Below are 7377 nucleotides of genomic sequence, written 5' to 3'. Positions count from 1 at the left end.
CCTTGGCTAACGGTAGGCGCTCGCCAGCCCCCGTTCGGGACTTTCACCCTAAAGATAACGCCCATGCTGGGCGTACACCTAAAAGGCGTCATAGCGGTTTCCCGCTATAACGCCTCGTTGGACTTAGTTGTTCGTTCTTATGGGCGCGCTGCACCGGTACGTATAATCGTACCTACATGCTGTCCACGCAGAGCTGCCGTGAGTCGGCCCGGCACCAGTCCGTTAACGATTTGCACTTTCTGAATGTGGCGTGCGTTAGCCATGACTTCAAGAAGAGTACGGTCGACCGGCAATGTGCCTGTTTGTTTCGCGAGTTCGTCATATGTTATTTCGTCAATAAGCTTCGCGTCCTGTCCTTCAGGGCCATTGGGGTCGGAACTGTAGACCCCATCCACATCCTCGACAATCGTAAGACCGGCTGCCCCAAGCGCATCCGCAACGAGGAATGCACCGGTGTCCGACTGGTGTATCGGTAAGCGGGAGGTCGGAAACTCATGGTTGTGGTAAGGCGGGAAGGCGCTGCCCACGACTGCAGGAGCATTGGCAAGGTGGTTGGCCAGTTGGTTGGAGATCGTGGGTTTCTCGACGTAGGAAACGAAGTCCTGCGCGAGCAACTCTGCCAGGATATGACCGTTTTGACCCGCTTCACAGGCGGCGAGAGGAGCCAGCGAACCAACCGGAAGACCGAGATCAAGACCGACACCGTAAATATGACGGGCGCGGATACCGGCCCCCGTGAGAATGAGCAGGCGATGTTCCGGAAGGATTCTCCGAATCTCCTCCACAATGGGAAGAATGGCTTCCTGGCCACGGTCAAAGATGGATCGCCCGCCGAGCTTAATGACCTGCAGCCAAGGAAGAAGCTTGACCGGGGGTACACTCGCGACAGGGCTTGTGAGTGTGCCATCGAGCAGCGTCTGACTGGCAAGCGCAGATGTAATGTGTTTAATATTGTTAGATGTGTTTGTCATTTATAGTCCCCTCCTTAATCTGCAGTAATAATGGTTCCGACGTGCTCGCCAGCTAACGCACGCGTCAGGTTGCCAGGAACAAGGCCGTTCACGATCTGCACTTGGCGAACATGGCGTGCTTCTTTGAGCAGGTCAAGCACAGGGAACTCAAGGATAGAATCCTGTAGTCCCTCCGCCTTCATCTCAGCAACCGAGATCTTCGGGATTAAGGTTGCGTCCTTGTTTGTCTTGGGATTGGCGGTATAAAGTCCGTCTTCGTCCTTTACATAGATCATCGACTTGCAGCCAAACTGTTCCGCTACGAGGAAACAACCGGCATCAGTACGGTAGGGCGGAATGACAGTTCCGGCAGCCGGCCGTATCCAGAGACCGTAAGGGGGCATGCCGCTGAAGACAACTGCGTTTACTTCAGCCAGGTATAGCGGAACCGCAGAGAGTCCGGCGTCGCCGACCGATGAAATGCCATATTTGGCAAGAAGTTGTCCAAGCATTTCGGCGTTTTGATTTGCGACCGAGGCGCCCAGTTGTGAGAGTACACCGGCAGGCAGGTTGAGACCTGCTGCAATCGAGTAGAGGTGTCTGGCCCGTGTTCCTGCGCCTGTTCCGATCATCATTTTGTGATTCTTGCGAGCCGCGACAATCTCATCAACGAGCGGGAAAACAGCCGACCGACCGCGATCAAAAAAGCTCTGTCCGCCGATCTTTACAACCGATACGTCCGGCAGAATCCGATAGTCTTCCGCACTCTCCGCTGCCGCGTGGAGCTCAGGATCGGACAGATGTTTCTGTTTCAAAAGCTCCTCGAGTTCTGATATAGTGTTAGCCATAGAAAGGCCTCCTTAAAGTAAAATTTATATGTCAAAAACGTTTCCCCAAAATAATCATTCAGGTAGGCTAAACCCTCCCCTGCTCCAGATTCTTCTTATACTGTAGTTTGCAACTTAATATTAAAATAGCGTTATTTAGATAGTAGCATCAAAGTTATCATATTTATAATTGTATGTTGATATGGTTATCATAGGTTAAAACCTATACATTACATCCTGGTATATATTTCATGTGTTTTCTTTCAAGGACAATGCGCAAGGAGAGGCACTAGTACTGCAACACTCAATGGCTCCGACAGTTCAATAACCCCAAAATTGTGTAATAAAGAGACTCTTCGCTCTACCGGATGGGTAAGCTAGCAAGAATAGGAGCATAGATTTGTCTATTTCAATAGATTCCTAACCCCTGGTATAAAGGAAGGTGACTACTCTCGACGAGCTGCGAGCGTTGAGAGTCTAAGCTTGTACGCCGTCATATACACCATCGCGATCAAATTTTGGACATTACGGTAGCCCCGTGCCTTTCTCTTTGCGGCTTGAATCAGATTCGCCCGATACGGCGTCTGGACACGACGAATCCTTGTTCCTTTAGTTTCACTTTTATTTTGCGTTGCCATAGGTTTTGCGGTTCTACTCTATCCATTTATAATGCTACATAGGGCTTGCTGAATAATGCACCAAATGGAGTTGTCAAAAAAAGTGCAGTTTGAAAACACCCTCATACAGAAATCTCGTTACTAAGCTGCTTGTGACAGCATTCTTTCGCGATAAATAGCTGGCGGCCAGCCCTCTGGATTAGAGGTGTAGATCCGTCGCTTGTTGTAGTAAACCATGATATATCTGAAGATGATCGATTTAATATAGGCCATCGGATAGTGCTCTGTTCGGATCTTGGAGTTCCTTGCGCATATTGTCGTCCATGGCGGGGCCCACGATCTCTCCGTTGAAACAATCCAGTACAGCGGACAGATATAGCTTACCGTCTGAACAAGGGACTTCGGTGATATCCGATAGCCACTTTTGGTCGGGTGCTGAGGATCTGAAGTCTCTCTGGATCAGGTTCTCGCTCTTTTGAGCTGTAGCATCTTCACGTGTAATGCCGTTTGGATGATGCTTGGCTTTCTTCAGCAGGCCGTGTTTCTTCATGATTCGATAGACGGTACTGTAACTGGTCTTGATGTCTATTTGAAACAGCGCCAGCAGAATACGCTGGACACCGTAATTACTATTGTCTTCATGTTCTCCAATGATTTCTTTAATGTTGACCAGAAGGCGTTGCTGCCGCTCCTGTTTGGGTGTGGGCTTCAAGCTACGGTAATAGCCTGATTCGCTGGCAGCAAGTACTTTGCACATCTCCTTGACGGTCCATCGATCCCGTCGTTCACGGATGTAAGCATAGAGCTGACACGCCTTTATCGCTTCCGGTCTTTTGCGCAAAAACCCAGTGCGTCCTTAAGAATTTCATTCGCGCGGCGCAACTCGCTTATTTCTCTTTCTAATTCGATTTCACGCGCAGTCTTATCGGCGGATGGATAAGCGCGTCCGCTCCCGATATGCGCTTCGTCGCCGTGCAGGGTTCTTCGCTTTCTCCATTCCTGCAAAGTGTAGTAGGATACGCCTAACTGCTCGGAGGCTTTCTTTGGGCCAATCTCATCGCTCAATCTTACTGCTTCTTCTTTGAATGTCTTGTCGTACTTACTCATGATCACTCGTCCCCTCGTCAGCTTTCATTTTATTTCATACGAGGGTGTTTTTCGACTGCATTTTTATCGTAGCACTCCAATTGGTATCGGTACAAAGAACGCCATTTGATTGAGTGCTTTTTCAATAAAATCAAGCACTTTCGCCGCGTGGCAACTCGTTATGACAAACTGGCAAAATCATTCTTGTCGTTTGTATACATAGCCGCCATTTTCAGATTGACTCAGTGATGAGTTTTCAGACACGACCTAGGAGCAAAATATATTTATAACATCAACTTATCTTTGTTTATTCCAAATCTATTTATCCAAAGCTAAAATGTTTCTAGCATTTAGACTATAAATATGTTCCTTTACATGATCAGATAAATTCAACCGCTCAATTCTGTCAATCTGCTCGTCAATGCTTGCATAAGGCGTATCCGTACCGAAAACGATATGTTCATACCCGAAAGTGTCGATTGCCTGCTTAATGTCATCGCCCTGAATCCTCTTGGAGCTTGAAGTATCAAAATAGATATTTTTTAGGTTTACGCCGCTTTCATTAAAGAGGTCTGTACCGGTCAAATGTCCGATAATAAACACTGCGTCTTGGTTTTCCCTTATAAAGCGCAGCAGCTTCAGGACTTCCTTTTTGGAATATACATGAATGAAAATCGGCAATCTATTCGAAGTGGCAATATCGACCAGATTTTTAAATTCTGCACCGTCAATCTTAAAAGGATTCCACGCCTGATGTAGTTTGATACCTCTTGCCTGATATGTACGGATACTATTTTCCATATTATCCATGTGTCCGACATCAAGCGGGTTTACCCAGAGAAACTGGACAACCAGCTCGGGCAACTGGTTCCTTAATTCGGAGACATATTGATTGCCATCACCGTTATCTTTGAGAAAATGTTTATAAGCCAGCCTGTTCATCCGATTCATCATATAAATGCTGTCGGGTTTCTGTTTAAATGGCATGCTAGGCGGTGTCTGAAGATTTTGGATGTTCTTCGGGCTTGTACATAAGACGATTTTCTCTAAATCATATTTTGCAGCCATATTTTTTATGGAATCAACTGTGCTATAATCGCCCGCCGCATGAGCGTGAATATCAGTTATCATAAGAACCCTCCGATTACACAGTATCAATCCTTATCGATTATGCTGTATTTTTCCAAAAAAGAACCAAAAGCATCTTTGTATCTTGATTGCTCCGAATCAAAATAATCATAATGCTTGGTAGAAGCAACTAAAAAGGCAAGACTTGAGAATTTAAATGAGATGCATGGTGGGTTATTGTCAGTTTGCACAGCCATGAGGCTCTGCCCTGAACACGTCTTTATGCTGATTATATGGAATGGGATAACCTTACCGAAGATGGATGTTGGAGAAAAATTGAAGAAGGAAGTTATACCGATGATGAATTAAGAGAAAAGGGGAAGATATTGGGGGGATCGCAGAAAGATGGCACAATAACAAAATCTTAACTATTAGTCTTCCTGACCAACGGTAAGCAGCACTCCAAATGTATAGGGTGGGCAGTGTCAATGTAGAAGTAGATATCATCAAAGCAGTTTTTCGTAATCTCGTTTACTATAAATAATGCGTCGGACTTCTACAAGATTGTCCATAACAACATAGAATACAAGGTAATTCTCCACAACAAGCATTCGGTACTCATCCTTGAGCCCCCCCATACTTTTATAACGGTGCCCTGAGAAAGGAAATTGTTTCAACTTGAAAATTGCCTTGTCAAACTTATCAACAAGATGTATTGCAGCTTCTGGTGCATGAAGTTGTTCGCTAATATACTGAACAATGTCTACCAAGTCTAATCGTGCTACGGCAAGATAACGTAAATCGTAATTTTTCTCCACCATTTGTCCCCCTTTAATCTGTATGGTAAATCCCCAGCTGCTCAAGCAACATTGTCTTACGTGTGACAAACTTTTTCTCTATTTCAATTATCGCTTCTTCGTATTCTTGTTTATTCTGCTTTAGCTTCTCTCCTACTTCATTCATAAACTCAATCGAAAATGACGGAATTTCAAGCTGCTCTAGTTTGGAAGGGTTAATCAGTTTAATTGTTGTGCCCGTCTGTAGAGCGTCTATCATTCTGCGTCCTGTATCACTCTGCAAAAATTCATACAAAACATAAGCGTTGTATCGACTTGGATTGACTCGAATAATTGATAAATTGCCGCTTGCAAATGCCTCGTAAAACGGACTTTCCACTATGGCGAACTTGATTACCGAACCTTTGGAGGTAATTAGAATATCCATTGGTCGAATGGCGAACTTGTCAAGCCAGTCTTGTTTTTTGTAAGTGATTCTCGAATTCTCATCATAATTGATTCTCCCGTTCTCTATGTCCTTGACGTTAAGAAAGTAATGGGTCGCAGACATTGCAAGATCTTCATGTTCTTCTTTCGATAGCTGAACCCCCCGTCTGATTTCTGCGACTTCACCAATTTTTACTGTATGCTGGAATGAGTTCTTCAAGATATCAAATTCCAAATATTCTTTTGTATTAAGGCTGAAGTTATAGGATTTGATTTTTTCGATGTCTATTAGCCTACAAAACTGCTCCTCTTCCATTCCATTCCAGTAAGAATCGATGATTTTGGAGAGGCCTGCCTCAGTAATTGCATGTTGATTTCGGTTGATTCTACATGAATAGTCCACAGCATCTATAAACAATATTTGGCCAAGTCTATATTCAGGTTTCTTCTTATTGAAAACGATCAGCTCTGTACTGATGCCGGTTTTGGAGTAAAGATTTTCCGGCAATGTGATGACGGCTTCGATTAGATCCTTCTCAATGATAGATTTTCTAATGTTAGCTTCAGTGCTTCTGACCAACGTCCCCTTTGTACCGACAACGATGGCTTTACCGTTAGGATTCAGATGGTACAAAACATTCTGATAAAACGCCCAATCGGCCGACGATTTCGGGGGAATGCCATGTTCGTACCTCGGATCGTTCTTTGCATTCTCCGGATTCCAAGTAGCCCCAAAAGGAGCATCTGAAAAAATAAAATCAAAAGTGCGACTCTGACCCTCACTACCTACAAAGTCTAATACATCTTTATTAACAATCTCAAAGTTAGGGATTCGGTTTACAATCATCAACAATCTGGAAATTAAATAGGACGATACATTTATCTCTTCACCATAGTAGGATATAAGTTTGCTCTTTCCCAAGGTTTTCAAACGGTAAAAACTCTCCAGATAAACACTTGAAATTCCGGAACAGAAATCGGCAAATGACTGAATGCTTTCATGACGGATTAGCCCGAGGGAGAGATTCGTTATCGTTGCCGGCGTTTCATGAATCCCCTCATCGCCGCCAAATTTAAAGGCCAGCAAATTAATAAATCGCACCATTTCATCATGATTCATGAATTGAAAATGATACAACTTTTTCATTGCATTTTCCAATGCTCTATCAGTTGAGTTATTTGAAAAATGAAGGAATGAAGAGACAAGACCCGTGAAAATGCCCTGAAGCTGTTCATTTTCATTCTCCAGTTGTATCATTCTGTTATCTAACCATTCTACACTCGAGCTCTCTTGAAAAACCCGGCCCCATTGCACATTAATCTCGATGCTAGTTTCAAGTTTATTTAAATAGTAGATTGATGCTGCGACCAATAAAATACGAATAGATTGTTCACTGGTGTAAACCCCTCTTAACTCATCAAGACAGGTCCAAATCAATTTATTCATTTCGCCATCTCTATCGCTCACTACACAACCTCCTTTTTAGGTATTCCTATACCTTGTTAATTTGTTGAAAAAAATATGTATGACAATACCTAAAATATAACATGGGACAAATTGGATGTCAACGAAATCAAACAAACTGGAGGAAAAGCCCCCAGTTTA

The 7377-nt window shown here is 44.1% G+C and carries 8 protein-coding genes and 1 pseudogene; 2 read left to right on the top strand and 7 right to left on the bottom strand.

The features are described from left to right. Positions 1–137: 137 nt before the first annotated feature. From KIH86_RS16190 to KIH86_RS16175, 4 genes are all read right to left on the bottom strand, one after another. Positions 138–971, bottom strand: a complete 834-nt coding sequence (locus KIH86_RS16190) for an amino acid kinase family protein (RefSeq protein ID WP_223088063.1) — start codon at positions 969–971, stop codon at positions 138–140. A gap of 14 nt (positions 972–985) precedes the next feature. Further along, positions 986–1798 (bottom strand): amino acid kinase family protein, encoded by an 813-nt coding sequence (locus tag KIH86_RS16185; protein WP_038693655.1) that lies wholly within the window; start codon positions 1796–1798, stop codon positions 986–988. Between the two features lie 855 nt (positions 1799–2653). Continuing rightward, positions 2654–3235: an IS3 family transposase gene (locus KIH86_RS16180; protein WP_223088060.1), complete on the bottom strand. Its 582-nt coding sequence runs from the start codon at positions 3233–3235 to the stop codon at positions 2654–2656. Further along, positions 3211–3501 (bottom strand): transposase, encoded by a 291-nt coding sequence (locus KIH86_RS16175; RefSeq protein ID WP_223088058.1) that lies wholly within the window; start codon positions 3499–3501, stop codon positions 3211–3213. The genes KIH86_RS16180 and KIH86_RS16175 overlap by 25 nt, the downstream gene beginning before the upstream one ends. 90 nt (positions 3502–3591) lie before the next feature. On the opposite strand from KIH86_RS16175, the pseudogene KIH86_RS16170 reads away from it, so the two are divergent. Beyond that, positions 3592–3729 (top strand): annotated as a pseudogene (locus KIH86_RS16170) (IS5-like element ISSoc13 family transposase); the annotation flags it as partial. A gap of 69 nt (positions 3730–3798) precedes the next feature. Here the strand turns inward: KIH86_RS16170 and KIH86_RS16165 are convergent. After that, positions 3799–4611, bottom strand: coding sequence for an amidohydrolase family protein (locus KIH86_RS16165; RefSeq protein WP_223088056.1), 813 nt, complete (start codon positions 4609–4611; stop codon positions 3799–3801). Between the two features lie 230 nt (positions 4612–4841). Here KIH86_RS16165 and KIH86_RS29855 point away from each other — a divergent pair, with 230 nt between their 5' ends. Continuing rightward, positions 4842–4976 carry a hypothetical protein gene (locus KIH86_RS29855; RefSeq protein ID WP_268964183.1) on the top strand — a complete coding sequence of 45 codons (135 nt, stop codon included), beginning with the start codon at positions 4842–4844 and terminating at the stop codon, positions 4974–4976. A gap of 78 nt (positions 4977–5054) precedes the next feature. Here KIH86_RS29855 and KIH86_RS16160 read toward each other — a convergent pair whose 3' ends face one another. Beyond that, positions 5055–5369 carry a type II toxin-antitoxin system RelE/ParE family toxin gene (locus KIH86_RS16160; protein ID WP_235775448.1) on the bottom strand — a complete coding sequence of 105 codons (315 nt, stop codon included), beginning with the start codon at positions 5367–5369 and terminating at the stop codon, positions 5055–5057. Between the two features lie 10 nt (positions 5370–5379). Beyond that, positions 5380–7239, bottom strand: coding sequence for an N-6 DNA methylase (locus tag KIH86_RS16155; protein ID WP_223088051.1), 1860 nt, complete (start codon positions 7237–7239; stop codon positions 5380–5382). Positions 7240–7377 lie beyond the last annotated feature (138 nt).

This window comes from Paenibacillus sinensis (genome assembly GCF_019904155.1).
Taxonomy (GTDB): domain Bacteria; phylum Bacillota; class Bacilli; order Paenibacillales; family Paenibacillaceae; genus Paenibacillus_AQ; species Paenibacillus_AQ sinensis.
The sequence above is the reverse complement of the archived record's forward strand: the minus strand, read 5'-3'. Positions and strand labels throughout refer to the sequence as shown.